At 72.6% G+C, this 17,537-nt stretch carries 18 protein-coding genes and 1 pseudogene; 10 read left to right on the forward strand and 9 right to left on the reverse strand.

Annotation, left to right across the window (positions count from 1 at the left end; genetic code table 11):
- Nucleotides 1–44 precede the first annotated feature (44 nt).
- On the reverse strand, nt 45–734 hold the full coding sequence (locus tag ACFV1W_RS32680) for a transglycosylase family protein (RefSeq protein ID WP_380420877.1): 690 nt from the start codon (nt 732–734) through the stop codon (nt 45–47).
- Between the two features lie 210 nt (nt 735–944).
- Between ACFV1W_RS32680 and ACFV1W_RS32685 the strand changes: the two are divergent.
- Nucleotides 945–1,151 (forward strand): annotated as a pseudogene (locus ACFV1W_RS32685) (5'-methylthioadenosine phosphorylase); the annotation flags it as partial.
- Between the two features lie 68 nt (nt 1,152–1,219).
- Nucleotides 1,220–2,827: a purple acid phosphatase family protein gene (locus tag ACFV1W_RS32690; protein WP_380420878.1), complete on the forward strand. Its 1,608-nt coding sequence runs from the start codon at nt 1,220–1,222 to the stop codon at nt 2,825–2,827.
- A gap of 209 nt (nt 2,828–3,036) precedes the next feature.
- On the opposite strand, the gene ACFV1W_RS32695 is transcribed toward ACFV1W_RS32690, so the two are convergent.
- The 3 genes from ACFV1W_RS32695 to ACFV1W_RS32705 all read right to left on the reverse strand — a co-directional run bounded on the left by ACFV1W_RS32695 (nt 3,037) and on the right by ACFV1W_RS32705 (nt 4,418).
- Nucleotides 3,037–3,444 carry a hypothetical protein gene (locus ACFV1W_RS32695; protein WP_380420879.1) on the reverse strand — a complete coding sequence of 136 codons (408 nt, stop codon included), beginning with the start codon at nt 3,442–3,444 and terminating at the stop codon, nt 3,037–3,039.
- Nucleotides 3,445–3,606: 162 nt separating this feature from the next.
- Nucleotides 3,607–3,900 (reverse strand): hypothetical protein, encoded by a 294-nt coding sequence (locus ACFV1W_RS32700; RefSeq protein ID WP_380420880.1) that lies wholly within the window; start codon nt 3,898–3,900, stop codon nt 3,607–3,609.
- Nucleotides 3,901–4,091: 191 nt separating this feature from the next.
- Nucleotides 4,092–4,418, reverse strand: a complete 327-nt coding sequence (locus ACFV1W_RS32705; RefSeq protein ID WP_380420881.1) for a hypothetical protein — start codon at nt 4,416–4,418, stop codon at nt 4,092–4,094.
- A 159-nt stretch (nt 4,419–4,577) separates the two neighbouring features.
- On the opposite strand from ACFV1W_RS32705, the gene ACFV1W_RS32710 reads away from it, so the two are divergent.
- Nucleotides 4,578–5,429, forward strand: a complete 852-nt coding sequence (locus ACFV1W_RS32710) for a helix-turn-helix transcriptional regulator (protein WP_270148591.1) — start codon at nt 4,578–4,580, stop codon at nt 5,427–5,429.
- Nucleotides 5,430–5,442: 13 nt separating this feature from the next.
- On the forward strand, nt 5,443–5,640 hold the full coding sequence (locus ACFV1W_RS32715) for a DUF397 domain-containing protein (protein ID WP_380420882.1): 198 nt from the start codon (nt 5,443–5,445) through the stop codon (nt 5,638–5,640).
- Here ACFV1W_RS32715 and ACFV1W_RS32720 read toward each other — a convergent pair.
- Complete coding sequence (locus ACFV1W_RS32720; protein WP_380420883.1) at nt 5,572–6,831, reverse strand: MFS transporter; 1,260 nt, start codon at nt 6,829–6,831, stop codon at nt 5,572–5,574. The genes ACFV1W_RS32715 and ACFV1W_RS32720 overlap by 69 nt on opposite strands.
- A 40-nt stretch (nt 6,832–6,871) precedes the next feature.
- Between ACFV1W_RS32720 and ACFV1W_RS32725 the strand changes: the two genes are divergently transcribed.
- The 3 genes from ACFV1W_RS32725 to ACFV1W_RS32735 all read left to right on the forward strand — a co-directional run bounded on the left by ACFV1W_RS32725 (nt 6,872) and on the right by ACFV1W_RS32735 (nt 9,127).
- Nucleotides 6,872–7,783: a phosphorothioated DNA-binding restriction endonuclease gene (locus ACFV1W_RS32725; protein ID WP_380420884.1), complete on the forward strand. Its 912-nt coding sequence runs from the start codon at nt 6,872–6,874 to the stop codon at nt 7,781–7,783.
- A gap of 107 nt (nt 7,784–7,890) precedes the next feature.
- Complete coding sequence (locus tag ACFV1W_RS32730) at nt 7,891–8,523, forward strand: ClpP family protease (RefSeq protein ID WP_380420885.1); 633 nt, start codon at nt 7,891–7,893, stop codon at nt 8,521–8,523.
- Nucleotide 8,524: 1 nt separating this feature from the next.
- A complete protein-coding gene (locus ACFV1W_RS32735; protein WP_033347207.1) occupies nt 8,525–9,127 on the forward strand; it encodes a ClpP family protease in 603 nt (200 codons plus the stop codon).
- A 56-nt stretch (nt 9,128–9,183) separates the two neighbouring features.
- Here the strand turns inward: ACFV1W_RS32735 and ACFV1W_RS32740 are convergent, their stop codons facing one another.
- From ACFV1W_RS32740 to ACFV1W_RS32750, 3 genes are all read right to left on the reverse strand, one after another.
- A complete protein-coding gene (locus ACFV1W_RS32740; RefSeq protein WP_380420886.1) occupies nt 9,184–9,597 on the reverse strand; it encodes a helix-turn-helix domain-containing protein in 414 nt (137 codons plus the stop codon).
- Nucleotides 9,598–9,689: 92 nt separating this feature from the next.
- A complete protein-coding gene (locus ACFV1W_RS32745; protein ID WP_380420887.1) occupies nt 9,690–10,496 on the reverse strand; it encodes a hypothetical protein in 807 nt (268 codons plus the stop codon).
- A gap of 86 nt (nt 10,497–10,582) precedes the next feature.
- A complete protein-coding gene (locus ACFV1W_RS32750; protein WP_380420888.1) occupies nt 10,583–12,814 on the reverse strand; it encodes an MMPL family transporter in 2,232 nt (743 codons plus the stop codon).
- Between the two features lie 130 nt (nt 12,815–12,944).
- On the opposite strand from ACFV1W_RS32750, the gene ACFV1W_RS32755 reads away from it, so the two are divergent.
- Nucleotides 12,945–13,592, forward strand: a complete 648-nt coding sequence (locus ACFV1W_RS32755) for a TetR/AcrR family transcriptional regulator (RefSeq protein ID WP_380420889.1) — start codon at nt 12,945–12,947, stop codon at nt 13,590–13,592.
- Nucleotides 13,593–13,752: 160 nt separating this feature from the next.
- On the opposite strand, the gene ACFV1W_RS32760 is transcribed toward ACFV1W_RS32755, so the two are convergent.
- On the reverse strand, nt 13,753–14,355 hold the full coding sequence (locus tag ACFV1W_RS32760) for a TetR/AcrR family transcriptional regulator (RefSeq protein ID WP_380420890.1): 603 nt from the start codon (nt 14,353–14,355) through the stop codon (nt 13,753–13,755).
- 57 nt (nt 14,356–14,412) lie between these two features.
- Between ACFV1W_RS32760 and ACFV1W_RS32765 the strand changes: the two genes are divergently transcribed.
- Both ACFV1W_RS32765 and ACFV1W_RS32770 read left to right on the forward strand, forming a co-directional pair.
- Nucleotides 14,413–15,330, forward strand: a complete 918-nt coding sequence (locus tag ACFV1W_RS32765; RefSeq protein ID WP_380420891.1) for an alpha/beta fold hydrolase — start codon at nt 14,413–14,415, stop codon at nt 15,328–15,330.
- 135 nt (nt 15,331–15,465) lie between these two features.
- The gene (locus ACFV1W_RS32770) at nt 15,466–17,532 is read left to right on the forward strand and encodes a phosphocholine-specific phospholipase C (RefSeq protein WP_380420892.1); all 2,067 of its coding nucleotides are present in this window, start codon (nt 15,466–15,468) and stop codon (nt 17,530–17,532) included.
- Nucleotides 17,533–17,537 lie beyond the last annotated feature (5 nt).

The raw sequence follows: 17,537 nt of genomic DNA on the forward strand, positions 1-17,537 counted from the left end.
GCCCGGTCCTGATGGACCGGGCGGGCCGAGGCGTTCTCGTGGGGTCAGGAGGGCAGCCGCAGGACCAGGCCGGGCCGGATGAGGTCCGGGTCGTCGCCGATGGCGGAGCGGTTGAGGGCGTAGAGCGCGGGCCAGCCGCCGGGGACGTTCAGAGCGGTGGCGAGCCCGTCCAGGGTGTCGTCCTCACGGACGGTCCACCGGCCGGTCCTGTTGGTCCCGCCGTCCCCGCCGTCCCCGCCGTCCCCGCCGGACGGGGCGCCGCCGGGCGGGGGCAGGACGCCGTCGCGCTCGTGGCCGCGGGTGGCGGCCTCCTGGCCGGGGGCGTTCTGCCGGCCGTGGGCGGGACCGTGGCCGCCCAGGGCGCGGGAGCCGCAGACCGGCCAGGGGGAGAGGCCGCGCCGGTCGGCCAGGTGCTGGGCGACGGCCATCTGCTCCTCGCGGGCGGCGAGGTCGGCGCGCGGGGCGTAGGCGAGGCCGCCGTTCTCACGCCAGGTGGGCTGGTCGAACTGGAGACCGCCGTAGTAGCCGTTGCCGGAGTTGATGTGCCAGTTGCCGCTGCTCTCGCAGGCCGCCACGCGCTCCCAGTCGTACTGGCCGCCGTCCGTCCTCCCGCCGGGGTCGGTCCCGCTGTCGCCACCCGGGGGAGCGGCATGGGCCGCGGGTGCGGCGAGGGCGACGGCGAGGGCGCAGAGCGCGGTCGGGACGAAGCGGCGGAGACGGGCGGTGGGAGGCATGGGCGGCTCTCAGGTCCGGGGACAGGGCGTGCGCCGTCCGGAGGCGGCGCGTTCCCACCCAGGCACGTCGAGTGGGGCACGCCGCCGCCGACACGTCCGGGAGGTCACCCGTTCGGCCGTCCCGGACCACCCCGGCGGCCCGCGGCCATCCGGCCGTACCCCTCTTCGAGGCCGACTCCCGAAGTGGCCGGGACCGCCTCTCGGCGAAGGGTGCGAACGGGCGATGACGATCGGTCAGGGACGGCGCGGGCCGAGCGCGGCGTGATCGGCGGCTCGGGTCTGTACGCGCTGCTGGACGAGGTGGCCGAGGTGCGGGTCGACACGCCGTACGGGCCGCCCGGCGACGCGCCGTTCCTCGCCGAGGTGGCCGGTCCGGTCCAGCGTTCAGTTGCCGTTCGCCGGCACCACGTTCGACCGTGGTCCTGACGTACCGTCCGGCTGGGAGCCTCCTGGGCGTTTCTCGAAGCCCAGGAGGTCCGGCAGTGGTGGCACATCCCTCGCGCAGAACGATCCTTCGAACGGGCACGGCGGTCGGCGCGCTGACCGCCCTGCCCGCGTCCACCCTGCTGTGGACCCAGCCGGCCGTGGCCGGCACCCCGGGCCCGGAGCAGATCCACCTCCAGTGGGGCAACGAGCCGTCCCGGGAGATGACCGTCTCCTGGGCGACGGCCGCCTCCGTCAGCCGCCCCCGGGTGCGGATCGGCACCCCGCGCGGCGGCGCGGGCCGCAGTGTCGACGCGTCCAGCCGCAGCTACGTCGACGGGCTCAACAAGGTCGAGACGTACACCCACCACGCCCGCCTGGAGGGTCTGCGCCCCGACACCACCTACGTCTACGAGGTGCTGCACGACGGCGCCCAGCCGGTGCGCGGCACCTTCCGCACCGCCCCCGCCCGCGGCCGGGCCGCCTTCCGATTCACCAGCTTCGGCGACCTCGGCACCGGCGACGACGTGTTCAAGAAGTCGTCCGTCCACGGCGCCGCCGCCGTCCGCCAGGTCGAGCAGTTCGGCCCGCTGTTCCACCTGCTCAACGGCGACCTCGCGTACGCCAACAACAACCCGCAGCTCCAGCCGCAGGCCTGGAACGCGTTCATGAACAACATGGCCAAGTCGGCCGCCAACCGGCCCTGGATGCCCGCGCCCGGCAACCACGAGGTGGAGGCTGGCGGTGGCGCCCTCGGGTACGCCTCCTACCTGACCCGCTTCGAACTGCCCGACAACGGCACTCGCGACCACTGCGGCAACTGGTACAGCTTCCAGATCGGCTCCGTGCTGTTCGCCAGCCTGGACGGCAACGAGATCGCCGTCGAGGACGACGCCAGCCTCGACCCGGCCACCGGCCGGTCCATCTACATCAGCGACTACAGCGAGGGCGCCCAACTCCGTTGGCTGGAACGGGTGCTGTCTCGCGCCCGAGCCGGACGGTCGGTCGACTGGATCGTCGTCAACCTGCACCAGTTCGCGATGTCCTCCTCCGCCGCCAGCCACGGCGGCGACATGGGCATCCGCGAGAAGCTGCTGCCGCTGCTCGACCGCTACTCCGTCGACCTCGTCCTGGCCGGGCACGACCACGACTACGAGCGCACCCACCCCGTCCGCGGCACCGAACCCGGCGGCCTGCTCACCCCGGCCGTCGTCGACGACGACCTGCGGCAGATCGACACCTCCCAGGGCACCGTCCACCTCATCCTGGGCGGCGGCGGCACCGCCGGGCACGACGACGTCTACCTCCCGGCCGACGGCGACGGCGTCCGCGAGGCCACCGTCCGCACCCAGCGCCTCACCTTCAAGGCCGACCCGGACGCCAAGGAGAAGGCCCACTGGTCCGCCGTCACCGACCCCGACACCACCCACCCCTACGGCGTCGCCGTCTTCGACGTCGATCCCGGACTGTTCCCGGGCGGCCGCACCACCATCACCGTCTCCTACTACCACTCCGTCCCGGCCACCGCCGCGAACCCGGTGCCGACGCCGGTGCTGTACGACCGCTTCACGCTGTACCGCGACCGCAGCGACGGCTGGGACGGCTGGGACGAGGACGACCGGGGTGAGGACGAGAACGCCCGGGGCGAGCGCGCCGCCTCCCGGCGGTAGCCGATCCTCCCGGCAGCCCGCCGCGCCGCCCCGGCTCGGCGGGCCCTGTCACGACGACGACCTGCCGTCCGGCCTGTCCCTCCGGCAACAGCACACCCTCGGCCGGCCAGGCTCACAGGTGCGCGATGTGCCGCATGGTCAGGTTGGTTAGGTTGTTCTGCCCTGGAAGTCGGCCAGGCCGACTTCCAGGGCAGAGGACCGGGGCCCTTTCAAGTGCCGGTGGCCCGGACGTAGACGTCGCCCGCACCCTCCACGTCGGATGGCCGCATCACCACGAAGATCTGCCGCCCGGCCTGCCCTACCGGTAGCAGCAGGCCCTCGGCCGGTTCGTCGCCGGGCAGCGCCGCCCGCAGGTCCTGCGGCAGTGGGGCGACGGAGCCGGGCTTCGGCAGGTCGTAGGTGTGGAGGAAGTCGTCGACGTTGGCGTAGTCGCCGCCGGCCATCCCGAAGTGCAGGTAGGCGACCGGCGACCCGTCGGCTGCCCGGGACAGCGCAGCGGCCGTTGGGATGTAGTACCGCCCCTTGCCGGGGTGCTGCTTGTAGTACAGTCCCGCCAGCCGCTCCGCGCGGTCGTAGTCGGTCTCAGGCCGGTCGAAGGACCGGCGCATTTCGGCCACGCCCCACCACACGCACCCCACCGTGACCAGCACGCAGGCCGTGAGGAAGACCCCCAGGAGCCAACGCGTCCACGTCCTGCCATCCGAAGTGCCAGGCGCCACGTCAGAGCTTCCTGGTCCTGGTCCTGCTGGCGCCCCCCATGTCGAAGCTTGTCCCATTCCTCAGCCGCTCGATGGAATGCCTCGGGGGTTACAGGACCGAATCTGCTGCAGGGTGACCGACTTCGCGAAGCGTCGCTCATGGACCGGTTCGGCGACGGTGATCCTGCCGGCTTCCGTGGACCAATGGCTGGTGCACGTGCTCAGGGACGAGCCGATGGCCCACTCGCCGTGGCGGGTCGCGGCCGCCGCTGACTCGCCGAAGCCGGTGCCGGCCTGGGAGAGCTTGTCCGCCCCCTCATCCAGCTTGGCTGCCGCTATGGGGAGCCGCTCAGGCTCCGATACGTAGCCGCCCATCCCATGCCCTCCCCGTGCTTGGATACGGCCTTGGTCCTCACACTAACGAGTGAACAGACGGGGGCGCAGTCGATCCGGGGAAAGGCAGGTGCGGGCTGCGAGGTGAGTGGTGCCGGGTGTCGGCGTGTGAGTCCTCGTCCGCGTAGGAAGTCGACCCGGCCGACTTCTCGCGCAAAGGGCGGTCTGGGAGGTCAGGCGGCCGCGGGTCGGTCGATGGCGGCGGTGTCCGGCTGGGCGAGCCAGACCAGGCGCGCGGTGATGCCGGGCCGGCCGGCGAAGTGGCACAGGGCCCGCTCGGGCGAGGGGAGGGTCATTCGGGCCCGCCCGTCGAGGCTGATCACGTGCGTCGGCCCGGCGTGGTCGACGAGCCCCCAGGCCGCGACCCAGCCGTCGGCGTCTTCCCGGCCCTCGTCGCACACCTGGACGACGGCGAAGAGCCGGGGAGCGGTGTCGAGGACGAGCCCGCACAGCTCCTGGTCGAACGGGATGCGGGGGTTTGGCGAGGGCGCAGCAGTCATGGAAGTCTCCTACGTGCAAGGGAGTTGAGCGCCCCAGCAAGGGCGAAACTGACGCACAATCAAAGTAGCCAGTCGGTAGTATGTAGTCCACCGCCTATGGGTAATTCATTGCACTACCACTCCATGGAGTGAAGGGCGAGCAGGGAAAGGGGACAGCGGATGCCGCCCAGTAAGATCCCGCCGAGCATCCGGCAGCGGCGACTCGGCACGGAGCTGCGCCGGCTGCGCGAGCAGGCTGGGCTGTCGGTCACGCGGGCCGGGGAGTTGCACGGTACTCAGCAGTCCCGGATCAGCAACATCGAATCCGGCGGATACCCGGTGAGCGCGGACCGGGTGCGGAGCCTGGCGCGTCTCTACGGCTGCGCGGATGAGGCCCTGATCGAGGCGCTGACCCGCATGACCGGTGGCCGCACCCGGGGCTGGTGGGACGAGTACCGCGAGATCCTCCCGGCCGGGGCGCTCGACCTGGCGGAGGTCGAGCACCATGCGCAATCGATGCGGATCGCCACGGTGATTCACATCCCCGGGCTACTTCAGACCCCTGAGCACGCTCGTGCACTCTTCCGGGATGTGGTGCCTCCCTTGTCGCCACCCGAAGTGGAGCACCTTGTCTCTCATCGCATCAAGCGCCAGGCGGTGCTGTACAGGGGACAGCCGATCCCGCTGTCGGCCGTCGTCCATGAGACCGCCCTGCGGATGGAATTCGGAGGCCCGGACGTTGCCCGGGACCAGCTGGAATACCTGCTGACCGTGAGCGAGTACCCGCACATCGACCTACGCGTGATCCCGTTCGGCACCGGCAGCTTCCCGAGTTCCGGTGCTGGGATCGTGTACTTCGCCGCCGAAGTCGCACGGTTGGACAGTGTGCAGGTCGACGGCGACCGGTTCGAGTTCATTGACACCGAGCCGCAGCTGATCAAGTATCGAGCCGTGTTGGACCGGTTGGAGGCGAGCGCGCTCAAGCCTGACGCTTCCCGCGACCTCATCCGCCGGATCGCCCAGAGCATTTGAGACGGGAACAATCGTGGCCGATCAGAGCTGGCAGAAATCCTCCTTCAGCGGCGACACCGCCAACTGCATCTACCTTGCCGAAGCGTCCGGCGATGGCATCAGGATTCGTGAGAGTGATGCCCCTGGCATCATCATCTCGACCTCACCCGACGTGCTCCGCGCCCTTCTGCTTGGCGTCAAGGCGGGGGAGTTCGACCACCTGACGGCCTAGCCGGGTGCGCTCGGCCCACCCGGCCACCGGGGGTCCTGCGGCGCCGAGGGCGGCGAACAGGGCGCCGAGGAGGAGCCAGCCCGTGTGGCCCAGTGCAAGTGCCGCCCCGGTGAGGACCAGAGGTGCCAGGGCCTGGCCTGCGTTGAAGCCGATGCCGAGGAGGCCCTGGTACTGCCCTTGGGCGTGGTCGGGGGCGAGCCCGAACCCGAGCGCGTAGCCGCCGGAGGACTCCCACACCTCTCCGACGCTGTGGATGCACACCGCAAGGACGGTGAGCACTGGTGCGACCCACGCGGGAACGTCTGCCGTCAGCGCCATCAGCGGGCAACTGAGCAGGAACAGGAGCCCAGCGAGGCGCAACGCACGGCCGCCCTGCTGCGGGGTCTCCACCTTCGACCCGAGCCTGCTCTGCAGCAGCACGCACACCCCGCTGTTGATCGCGTACACCGCCGCCACCGTCCAGCGGGGCGCATCGGTGTGCGCGCTGAGCCAGATGGGCAGCAGCAACGAGACGACCTGGTACTGCAGCCCCATCGCACTGTAGAGCGCCACGAAGGACACGTACGGCCGGTCGGCCAGGACGGACCACCGGCGGTGCTCCGTCGGCCGGGGCAGGGGTCGGTAGTTGGGGACTCCCGCGAACGCGATCAGTGCGGCTCCGGCGAAGCTGGCGGCGTTGGCGAGGATCAGTGCGGTGTAGGCGGGGCGGGTGTTGATCTGGAGCGCGACGGCCGCCCCCAGGGTGCCGACGACCACGCCGAGGTTGACGAAGGTGCGCAGCCGGGCCCGGAAGGCGGCCGGGCGTTCGCCGCCGACCCGTGCGACGAGTGCACCGCCCGCCGCACCAGCGGCGGTGGCGGCGAGCCGGTCCAGGGTGGCGACGAGGGTGAACGCGAGCCAGCTGTCGATGAGGACGAAGGCCGCCATGGTGGCCGCCTGCACGACGAGGGCCGACAGCCAGACCGCGCGCGGCCCGTACCGGTCGGCCAGGTTCCCCGCCGGTATGCCGGCCGCCAGGCCGCAGAGGCCCGCGATCGTCAGTCCCGCTCCCACCTGGGCGGCGGACAGGTGCACGACCAGCGTGAAGTACAGGACGGCCGCGGTGTTGAAGAGGCCGTTCCCGACCCTGCTGACGAAACTGGCGGTGATCAGGGCCAGTTGGGGACGGAAATCCGCACTTCTCCTCAACATGATGATCAGGCTAACAAGGGCCGCCACTACGCTGACCGGCATGGACTGGCTGGATCGGGTGGCAGGGCTGAGGCGTTGGACGAACAAGGGCGTCCGCGCGCCGCACAAGCCGCTGTTGCTGCTCTACGCCCTGGGCAGCTACCAGCGGGACGCGGACGGGGAGTTGCGCTACAGCGCGGTCGAGGAGGAACTGAAGCGGCTGCTCGTCGAGTACGGGCCGTCGCACGCGACCACACCCGCGTACCCGTTCCACCACCTGGTCAGCGACGGCGTCTGGGAGGTCCGCACCGACCGGGGACCGGGGAGCCCCGGCACCGGGATCGGGGTGCTGCGGTCGAGCGGGGCCACCGGGCGGCTCGCGGCCGAACTGCGAGCGGCGCTCGGCCGGGAACCGGCGCTGCTGGGACGGATGGCCCGGGTGCTGCTGGACGCCCACTTCCCGCCCTCCCTGCACGAGGACCTCTGCGAGGCCGTCGGGCTCGACCTGGAGGAGGCCGGGACCGGGATCGTGCGAGGTGCGGCCCGGCGGCAGCGGGACCGGCGGATGCGGGAACTGATACTCACCGCCTACGAGTTCCAGTGCGCGTTCTGCGGCTACGACGGCGCCCTCGGCGCGAGCACGGTCGGTCTGGAGGCCGCCCACGTGCGCTGGTGGTCGCACGACGGGCCGGACGCGGTCGACAACGGGTTGTGCCTGTGCTCGCTGCACCACAAGCTCTTCGACAAGGGCGTGCTGGGGGTGGGGGAGGGGCACCGCATCCTGGTCTCCCAACGGTTCGTCGGCCGCAGCGAGGCCAGCCGCCAGCACGTGCTCGCGCTCGCCGGACGGCCCGTCATCGGTCCGCAGCCGGGTAATCCGCCGGTCGCGGACCGCCATCGGGAGTGGCACGTGCGGGAGGTGTTCCACGGCGACTTCCGGCGACCCGCGGGACAGCCGGCCGTGGCGGTCTGAGGCTCTGCCCTCGGCGAATCTGCGGCGGGCAGAGAAATCGGCCGGCTGGCCCGGTCGGGGGTGAGAGTGGGGTCGACGGCATCTTCGCCTCGACCAGGAGGGACCAGATGATTCCATTCGACGCGCCCCGCGCGGAGCAGGGCGACACCAGGCCCAGCGCGTTCGACGACCACCTAGCGGCGCAGCTGCTCGCGCAGCGGATCGTGCTGCTGGGCACGCAGGTCGACGACGTGTCGGCGAACCGGGTGTGCGCGCAGCTGATGCTGCTGTCGGCGGAGGACCCGCGCAGCGACATCGGCCTGTACATCAACAGCCCGGGCGGGTCGGTCACGGCCGGGCTCGCGATCTACGACACCATGCGGCTGATCCCGAACGACGTGTCGACGCTGGCCATGGGGTTCGCGGCCAGCATGGGGCAGTTCCTGCTCACGGTGGGGGCGCGCGGCAAGCGGTTCGCGCTGCCGAACGCGCGGATCATGATGCACCAGCCCTCGGCGGGCATCGGCGGGACGGCCGCGGACATCGAGATCCAGGCGGAGAACCTGGAGTTCACCAAGCGGTCCATCGAGCGGATCACCGCCGAGCACACGGGACAGAGCGAGGAGACGATCCGGCGGGACGGCGACCGGGACCGCTGGTTCACGGCGGAGCAGGCCGTGGAGTACGGGCTGGTTGACCGGGTGGTGCAGTCGGTGGCCGACATTCGTCCGGCCACCTCGCGTCGACGGATGGGGTTGTGACATGGGGTCCTACACGGTTCCGTACGTCATCGAGAGGACCGCGAAGGGCGAGCGGACGTACGACGTCTTCAGCCGGCTGCTGAACGAGCGGATCATCTTCCTCGGCACCGAGATCGACGACGGCGTCGCCAACGTGGTCATCGCGCAGCTGCTGCACCTGGAGTCGGAGAACCCGGAGCGGGAGATCTCGATCTACCTCAACTCGCCCGGTGGATCTTTCACTTCGCTGATGGCGATCTACGACACGATGACCTTCGTGCAGGCGCCGATCTCCACCTTCTGCGTCGGCCAGGCGGCCTCCACAGCGGCGGTGCTGCTGGCGGGCGGCGATCCCGGGCGGCGGTTCGTGCTCCAGCACGCGCGGGTGCTGCTCGGCCAGCCGGCCAGCGGCGGGCGGCAGGGGATGGTCTCCGACCTCAGCCTCGCGGCCAAGGAGATGGTCCGGATCCGCTCCCAGGTGGAGGAGGTGCTGTCCCGGCACACCGGGCACGACGTGGCGACGCTGCGCGCGGACATGGACCGGGAGAAGGTGCTCACCGCCGAGGAAGCCGTCGCGTACGGGCTGGCGGACGAGGTGCTGAGCCGGCGGCTCGCGTTCGCCTGATCCCCGGAGCGGGACCGGCGGCCGGTACCACGGGGGTGTACCGGCCGCCGGTCGGCTCAGGCGGCCAGGCAGAGGCCGTTGGCCTGCGCCGACGGCGCCGTACGGCGGTGGGTCGGCCGACTGCGGGTGCTGTGCCGGACCAGCTCGTCCTGGGCGAGCGAGAGCAGGTCGCCGAGGCCGAGCCCGAGGGCCTTGGCGGCGGCCGCGAGCACCTCGGAGGAGGCCTCCTTGCGTCCGCGCTCCAGCTCCGACAGGTACGGCATCGAGATCCGGGCCGTCTCCGCGACGTCCTTCAACGTGCGTTCCTGGGCGAGTCGTTCGCGTCGCAGGACGTCGCCGACGAGGTCGCGCCAGAGGGGTTCCTTGGGGGCGGGTGCCTCTGGGGTGCGGTTCGCCCCGCCCGGGGCGGGCGGCGAGGTCTGCGGGCGCAGCGGAATGACGCGGGCTTCGTTCGGCGCTTGAGTGCTCACCCCTCCAGCCTAGGGAATCGGGACGCCGGGGGAAGGGCGCGGCGTTCTGCCCTGGGTGAAGCCAGGCGGGAGGAAGAGAGGTTGTCGTGCCGTCAGCGGCGTCGGCCGACGTACGCCGCCGCGCCGCCGGCGGCCACCATGGCTGCCGCGGCGACCCCGGCGGCGATCAGGAGGCCGTCGTCGGCGCCCGTGGCGGCCAGCGCCGGAGCGGCCGTGGCCGTCGCGGTCGGCGTCGCCGTTGCCGCGGCCGGGGTCCGCTGGTCGGCCCGCGGCGACGCGGTCGGCCCGCCCGGGGGCGGCGTCGGGACCGCCGCGCTGGTGGCCGGGGCGGCGGTGGGCGTCGGTGTCGGGGCGGCGCTCGTGGGAGCCGCGGTGGGCGTCGGCGTCGGGGCGCAGGCGGTGCCGCCGTTCCAGGAGGCGATGCCCAGACCGGAGAACGGCTCGTCCGGGTAGTGCGGCAGCGGGTGGTCGCTGTCGCTCCCGTCGTACTTCTCGCCGACCGAGTAGAGGGCCAACTCGCCGTAGCACCGTGGCAGATGGCCGGTGACGTCGAGGGTGTCCCGGTAGTGCTCCCGGGTGAGGGTCGTGGTCGCCCAGCCGAGGAAGGTCTGCTGACCGGAGGTGGCCCAGGTCGCGCCCTGCGTCGCGTACGAGCCCAGCGAGACGTGGTAGTCGCAGCCCGCGGTGGGCACCCCGGCCAGCCGGACCTGGACGCTGCCGGACTCGGCGGGCATGGTGGCGTCGTTCGTCCAGTGGGCGCCGCCGTCGACGGAGTACTGGACCGGGGCGCGCCCGCAGTCGGGCTCGGCGTGGGCGGCGGGCGCCGCGAGGGCGGTGACCCCGATGGTCAGGCCGAGGGCCGTGAGCATCGGAAGACCGCGGCGGACGTGGCTGTGCATGGGGACGTGCTCCTGATGGGTGGTTCGGGTGTGGGTGTGGGTTCGGGAGTGGGTTCGAGGCGGGCGGGGCTCGGGATCCGCGGGGCTCACCGGGTCTGGAGCACGGGAGCCGGATCGCCGGACTCACCGGGCTGCGGGGTGTGGCCGTCGCCCTCGATGTCGACGTGCGGGAGCAGGCGGTCGAGCCAGCGGGGCAGCCACCAGTTGCCGTCGCCGAGCAGGACCATGGTGGCGGGGACGAGCAGGCCGCGGACGACGGTCGCGTCCAGGGCGACGGCGCTCGCCAGGCCGATGCCGAACATCTTGACCACGGGGTCGTCGGAGAGCAGGTAGCTGAGGAAGACGGCGACCATGATCAGAGCCGCCGAACTGATGATCCGTCCGGTGCTGCTGAGCCCCGCGACCACGGCGCGGCGGTTGTCCCGTTCCCGCAGGTAGCCCTCGCGCACGGCGCTGAGCAGGAAGACCTCGTAGTCCATGGACAGGCCGAAGAGCACGGCGAACATCAGCAGGGGCACGTACCCGGGGATCGGGACGGCGCCGTCCAGGCCGATCAGCCGGGCGCCCAGGCCGTGCTGGAAGACCGCGGTGAGCACGCCGTAGGCGGCGGCGACCGACACCAGGTTCATCACGGCGGCCTTCACGGCGACGACGGGCGAGCGGAAGGCCAGCAGCAGGAGAAGTCCGGCGACGGTCAGGACGAAGCCGACGACGAGCGGCATCCGCTGGGCGATCCGCGCGTTGAGGTCCGCCTGGGCGGCGGGGGTGCCGCCGACGTGCAGCTGCTGGCAGGTCCCGGCGGTGGCCCGGGGCAGTACGTCCGCGCGCAGGCGGTGGACGAGTGCGGTGGTGGCGGGGTCGGACGGCGCGGCGGCCGGGGTGACCTGCCAGCGGGCGGTGCGGCCGTCGGCGGCGAGCGAGGGCGGGCTGACGGAGGCGACGCCCTCGGCTCCGCGCAGCGCGGCGGTCACGGCCGCCAGGCGCGGGTCGTCGGGTCCCGTGGTCGGCTGGGCGGTGCTCCCTGCGGTCGGCTGAGCGGTGGAGGGCAGGACGTCGACGACCTGGAGCACGCCGTTGGAACCCGGGCCGAAGGCCGCGGCCATCCGGTCGTACGAGGTGCGGCTCATGCTGCCGGAAGCCTTGCTTCCGGCGTCCAGCTGGCCCAGGTGGAGGTGCGCCGCAGGGACGGCGAGGGCACCGAGCAGGGCGAGGCCGGCCAGCAGCAGGGGCCAGGGCCTGGCCGCGACCAGGGCGGCGATCCGTCCCCAGCCGCGCGGGCGCCCGGCGGGGACGGAGGCCCTGGGCGGCCTGGGTGTCAGCCGCCCGCCGAGCAGCACCAGGGTGGCGGGCAGGAGCGTGAGGTTCACGCCCAGTGCCGTCACCACGGCGATCGCCGGGGCGAGGGCCAGCGCGTACAGCAGGGGGAGCCCGCCCAGGGCCAGCCCGGCGAGGGCCGCGACGACGGCGCTGCCGGCGAAGGCGACGGACTTGCCGGAGCCGGCGGTGGTGCGCACGGCCGCGTCCTCGATCCCGACCCCGGCGGCGCGGAGTTCCCGGAAGCGGGTCAGGCCGAAGAGGGTGTAGTCGATGCCGACGCCCAGCCCGATCATGGCGGCGATGGTCTCGCCGGCCTCGGGCACGTCCATCAGGTGGCCGACGAGGCCGAGGACGGGCAGGGCGATGCCGAGGCCGATCACCCCGGCGAGCAGCGGCAGTCCGGCGGCGAGGAGGCTGCCGAGGGAGAGGGTGAGGATCACCAGGGCGGTGCCGAGGCCGATGGCCTCGCTGCGGCCGGTGCTGCCCCGGTCGACTGCGGCGGCCAGGGAGCCGCCCGGGGTCACCTCGATGCCGGCGGCCGTGGCCGGCGCCGCCGCGGCGAGCACGGCGCCCGTCATCGCGGGCGTCACGTCCCGCCCGGAGACGTCGAGTTCGACCGAGAGGTAGGCGGTGTGGCCGTCGCCGCTCATGGCCGTGGCGCCGGCCGGGTCGTAGGGCGTGGTGACGGCGACCACGTGCGGGACCGCCGCGATGGCCGCCGCCGCGCTGCGGACCGCGGCGGCGGTGTCGGAGGCGGTCAGCGGGGCCGCGCCGGCCGGGGTGTGGAGCAGGACGGGCTGCTTGCCGGAGGCGGAGGCGGGAAACGCGCGGTCGGCGATGTCCCGAGCGGCCTGGCTGTCGCTGCCGGGGATGGAGACGGCCTCGCTGGTGACGCGCCCGAACGTCGCGACGGCGCTGAGCGCGGCGGCCGCCAGCAGCAGCCAGGCGGCGATGACCCGCCTGGGTCTGCGGGCGCACCAGCGCCCCACAGTGGTGAACATCGGCGGTGGACAGCCCTTCCTCGCGCGGCGGGCAGTCTGCGGGCCCGCCAAAACTAATTGCACTCACCGTGCAATGCGTACACTTGCACTCGCGGTGCAAGAATGTCAACGAGAGGGCGGAGGAGCCCACGTGAAGCGGACCGAAGCCGCCGTGCCCGTCACCGACGGGCGGACGGAACGCGGGCGGCAGACCCGCGAGAAGATCGCCGACGCGATGTTGTCGCTGATCGACGAGAACCAGGCGCACTTCCCCGCCGACAAGGTGGCCGAGCGGGCGGGGGTGTCGCGCCGGCTGGTGTTCCACCACTTCGCGGACATGGCCGAACTGGCCGAAGTCGCCGTCAACCGCCGTCTGGAGCAGCTCGCGGCCCAGATCAGGCCGCTTCCCACCGAAGGGCCGCGCGAGCTGCGGGTGGCCGCCCTCACGGAACAGCGGGCGCGCATCCTGGAAGGCGTCACCCCGGCCAGGCTGGCCGTCATGCGGCTGGAGAACCCGTCCCCGCGGATCCAGGAGGCCGTCCAGCAGATGCTGGACTTCGCCCGCCTGCGGCTCACCCAGATCTTCGCCGCGGAGCTCGACGCGCTGCCGGAGTCCGCACGTACGGACCTGCTCCACGGGCTGGACGCGGTGACCACGTGGAGCGCCTGGTACCACTGGCGCAGCAGCGGGCTGAGCACCGAGCAGGCGCGCCGCACCATGGCCGCCACCGTGCACGCGCTCCTCGCCGGAGCGGGGGCTGGAGCGGGAGCAGGGGCCGAGGCCGGAACCGGGGCCTGAACGGGCGCCGGGCCTGGGCGCGAGCAGTCGGACGCCCGTGGCCGCGCCACCCGTGGGACCGGGTCGCGAGCCGATGGTCGGGAGGTGTCGCGGCAGGGGGCGTGCCGCAACCGGCTCCGCCGTCGTCCGGCCGCCGTTCTGCTCGGGAGCCGAGCCGCCGTCAGCCCGGGAAGAGCCGGCCGAGGTGGTAGTGGAGGACGGCGGTGGCCTCGTCCGCGGTGCGCTGGCCGAGCAGGACGCTCAGCCCGAGGCCGGCGGAGACGGCGAGGAGGACGACGGCCTCCTGGCGGGCGTCCAGTCGGGGGTCGGCGGTGCCGGCCCGCTGGGCGGCCGTCAGCTGGGCGACCAGGAAGGCTTCCATCTCGTCGGGGGCGGCGAGGAAGGCATGTCCGGCGAGCGCGGGGTCGGTGACGGAGAGTACGGCGTACTCGGTGTAGATGAGGTGGAAGGCCCGGCTCTCCTCGTCGGTGGGGACGGCTTCGAGCAGGACGGCCTCGATGATGCGGCGCGGGTCGGTGCCGGCGCCGGTGGTGCGGACGCGGCGCTGGACCCGCTCTCCCATCCGGGCGGCGAGGCGGGTCATGGCGGCGAGGAGCAGTTGCTCCTTGGTGTCGAAGTAGTACTGGACGAGCCGCACCGAGACGCCCGCCTCGACCGCCACCGAGCGCATGGTGACGGAGTGCAGGCCGCTGCTCGCCGCCGAGCGGAGCAGGGCGTCGATGATGTGGGCCCGCCGCTCCTCGTGATCCACCAGCTTCGGCATCGGGTTCCTTCCGGATGTTTTTATGGTACAAACATACCATCAAATTCGGGAGGGACCATGACCAGGACCAGCGTCGGACACTTCACCAGCGAGGCGGCGAGGACGAAGTCCCTCGACGCGTACGACCGGGCGATGGAGCTGTGGCCGAGCCCGCGCCGGGAACTCGACGTCGAGACCGGCTACGGCACTGTCCACGTCCACCACTGCGGCGCGACGACCGGCGAGCCGATCGTGCTGCTGCACGGCCATGCCGGGCACCCGTCCAACTGGTACCCGCAGATCGCGGCGCTCGGCGAACACCACCCCGTGTACGCGATCGACACGCTCGACGACCCCGGCCGCAGCGTGCAGCGGGCCGTCGCGGCCGGGTCGGCGGAGAACGCAGGGTGGCTCGGGGAGGTCCTCGCCGGTCTCGGGCTGGACCGGGTCCACCTGGTCGGCGTCTCCTACGGCGGCTGGCTGGCGCTCAACCTGGCCGTCCACGGGCCCGAACGGCTCGCCTCCGTCACCTCGCTGGACCCCGGCGGGATCGAGAAGGTGCCCGCGCGGTTCTACCTCCACATGGTCGCCGGCCTGTTCGGCATGCTCGCCCCGCCGCCGCTGCGCCCGGCGGTCGGCCGGCTGCTGGCCAATCCGGCGCTCAGCGCGCCGCGCGCGATGATCGCGCCGCTGATGCTCGCCATGCGCAGCTACAAGCCGAGCAGCCGCCCGCCGGCCCGGCCGTTGACGGACGAGGAGTTGGCCTCCGTCCGGCTGCCCGCGCTGGTGCTGGTGGGCAGGCGCAGTGCGCTGCTGCGCCCGCGCCGGGTGGTGGAGCGGGTGACGGCGCTGATCCCGGGTGTGCAGGCGGAGATCGTGGAACGGGCCGGGCACGGGCTGAACCTGGAGCGGCCCGAGCTGGTGAACGAGCGGCTGCTGGACTTCATCGACGCCGTCGGGCGGAAGCCACGGGCGGTGTCGCCCGGCGGCCGGTGACCGGGCGGGGGCGCGGACTCCCGCCCACCGGCCGCCGGATATAACTTCTCCGCCACCCCGGCCACCGGGCGGTAGTCGTCCGGCTGCCGAACGGTCACGGGCGCTGGAGCTGTCCACACTTCCCGGAGGCCTCACGTGTCACCCGTCACCCGTCGCACCTTCCTCGGCTCGGCCGCCGCCCTCGGCGCGGCCATCGGGTTGGACACCGCCATGCCCACAGCGCTGTCGAGCGCGTCCACCACCACGACGGGGACGATCCGCGACGTCAAGCACGTCGTGGTGCTGATGCAGGAGAACCGGAGCTTCGACCACTACTTCGGCACACTGAAGGGCGTGCGCGGATTCGGCGACCGCACCGCCCTCCAGATCGCGGGCGGCACCAGCGTGTTCGAGCAGCCGAACGGCAGCGGCCGGCAGTACCCGTGGCAGCTCAGCAAGACCAGGACCTGGTGGTGGGGTGTCAGCGCCGAGCAACTGGCGCAGTGCGACGGCTCGCTCGACCACTCGTGGTCCACCCAGCACAAGGCGTGGAACAACGGGAAGATGGACTCCTGGGTCGCCGCCAAGGGCTCGGACCGCACCATGGGCTTCATGGCCCGCGAGGACATACCGTTCCACTACGCGCTGGCCGACGCCTACACCATCTGCGACGCGTACCACTGCTCGATCCTCTCGGCCACCGGCCCCAACCGCACCTACCTGTGGTCCGGCACGATCGACCCGGGCGCCACCGCGGGCGGTCCGGCCTACGACGGCGGCTCCGAGTCGGGCCTGCACTGGCAGACGTACGCCGAGACCCTGCAGAACGCGGGCGTCAGCTGGAAGGTCTACCAGAACGCCCACGACAACTTCGGTGACAACGGCCTCACCTACTTCAACCAGTTCACCGGAGCGCCGAGTTCGAGCCCGCTCGCCCGGCGCGGCATGGGCTCGGTGCCCAGCACCGGCTCGACCCCGGACGACATCGCCGCCGCGATCAGGGCCGACGCGCTCGCGGGCACGCTGCCCCAGGTCTCCTGGGTGGTGGCCAACCAGCTGTTCTCCGAGCACCCGGACGGCCCGCCGGAGAACGGCGCCCACTTCGTCAACCTGGTGCTCCAGGCGCTGGCCGCCGACCCGGACGTCTTCGACTCCACCGTACTGTTCCTCAACTACGACGAGAACGACGGCTTCTTCGACCACGTGCCCCCGCCGGTCGCCCCGGCCGGCACCGCCGGGGAGTTCTGCAAGGGCACCAACATCGGCCTCGGCTTCCGCGTCCCGATGATCGTGGTCTCGCCGTGGACCCGTGGCGGCTGGGTCGACTCCCGGGTCTACGACCACACCAGCGTCATCCGCTTCCTGGAGACCTGGACGGCCGCCCTGGGCACCCCCGCCGTCTGCCCCAACATCAGCGACTGGCGCCGCCGGGTCTGCGGCGACCTCACCGGCGCCTTCGACTTCACCAGCCCGGTCTACGGCCTGCCCGCGCTGCCCGACACCAGCGCCACCCTCGGCCAGGCCGCCGCCAACGTGCAGATCAACCCGAGCCCCGGCACCAACGCCATGCCCGCCCAGGAGCCCGGCACCAAGCCCGCCCGCGCGCTGCCCTACCAGCCCAACGCCTGGGTCGACCGGATCGAGACCGGCGCCGACGGCCGGACCCGGCTCTGGATCGACCTGGCCAACCAGGGCCCGCAGGCCACCGCCTGGGCGCACTACTCGGTCTACGCCAACGCCTACCGCAACGGCGGCCCCTGGCAGTACACCGTCGCCCCGTACGACGCCGCCACCGGCACCGACGGCAGCGCCCGCGACTCCTTCGACATCGGCGCCGGCTACGGCAACGGGCAGTACGACTTCACCGTGCTCGGGCCCAACCGCACCCTGCGCCGCTTCGCGGGGAACGCCACCACGGCGGGCGGGACGGCGGAGGCCACCACCTCCTACGCGCCGGCGCCGGACACCGGCGACCCGGCGGTCTGGTTCACCATGACCAACAGCGGGCCCAGCGCCGTCACCTTCACCATCACCGCGGGCAACTACCGGACGGGCAGCTGGACCTACCAGGTCGCCCCCGGCGCCACCGCCAAGGACCACTTCAACGCCGTCACCCTCGCGCAGGGGTGGTACGACTTCACCGTGACCGTCAGCAGCGACCCGGCGTGGAGCCGCCGGGCCGCCGGTCACATCGAGACGGGCTCCGCGAGCGTCACCGGCTGACCGGC

The organism is Kitasatospora sp. NPDC059648, from assembly GCF_042734825.1.
Lineage (GTDB): Bacteria > Actinomycetota > Actinomycetes > Streptomycetales > Streptomycetaceae > Kitasatospora.